Source organism: Mesorhizobium sp. M00.F.Ca.ET.216.01.1.1, assembly GCF_004010325.2.
In the GTDB taxonomy this organism is placed as follows: Bacteria; Pseudomonadota; Alphaproteobacteria; order Rhizobiales; family Rhizobiaceae; genus Mesorhizobium.
In genome coordinates this window covers 1-411 of the sequence record NZ_SADR02000162.1, presented here as the reverse complement: position 1 = coordinate 411, position 411 = coordinate 1, and the positions used below count along the sequence as shown (strand labels likewise).

1 protein-coding gene is annotated in these 411 nt (G+C 58.9%); it reads left to right on the top strand.

What is annotated here, in order from left to right; translation table 11 throughout:
- The coding region (locus EN859_RS38470) for a hypothetical protein (protein ID WP_189502493.1) at window positions 1-264 on the top strand (264 nt) is incomplete at its 5' end.
- Window positions 265-411: the final 147 nt, after the last annotated feature.

Here is a 411-nt window from a genome sequence, read left to right as displayed (position 1 = left end):
GCCCATGACGCGGGGCAGATCGCGCGCATCTCGTGCGGGCATTGCAACATCAAGCGCTTCTACAAGCCGGCCGAGCTTCGCGAGGTGGTCGGAAACGTCGCGATTGAGGAGGTTCGTGCCAAGGCGCGCTGCCAGGCCTGCGGAAGGAAGGAATTCATGCATGCCGAACTGTTCCACGCCTACGGGCAGGAACTGGTCACTATGCGCTTTCGGCGCCTGAAGGAGATCCGATGGGAGCGGCGCGTGATCTGGCGGGATGAGTAAGTGGGATTCTGAGCAGCTTCACGCCCGCAATGAAGAAATTCGCTTTGCTAAGCCACCTTGTTTTTGGCATGATCCTGAGCCGGGTAGGGCCCTGAGCATAGATTGTCATATCCGCAGTCGACCTTAGAGGAGATCATCGACAGCGAG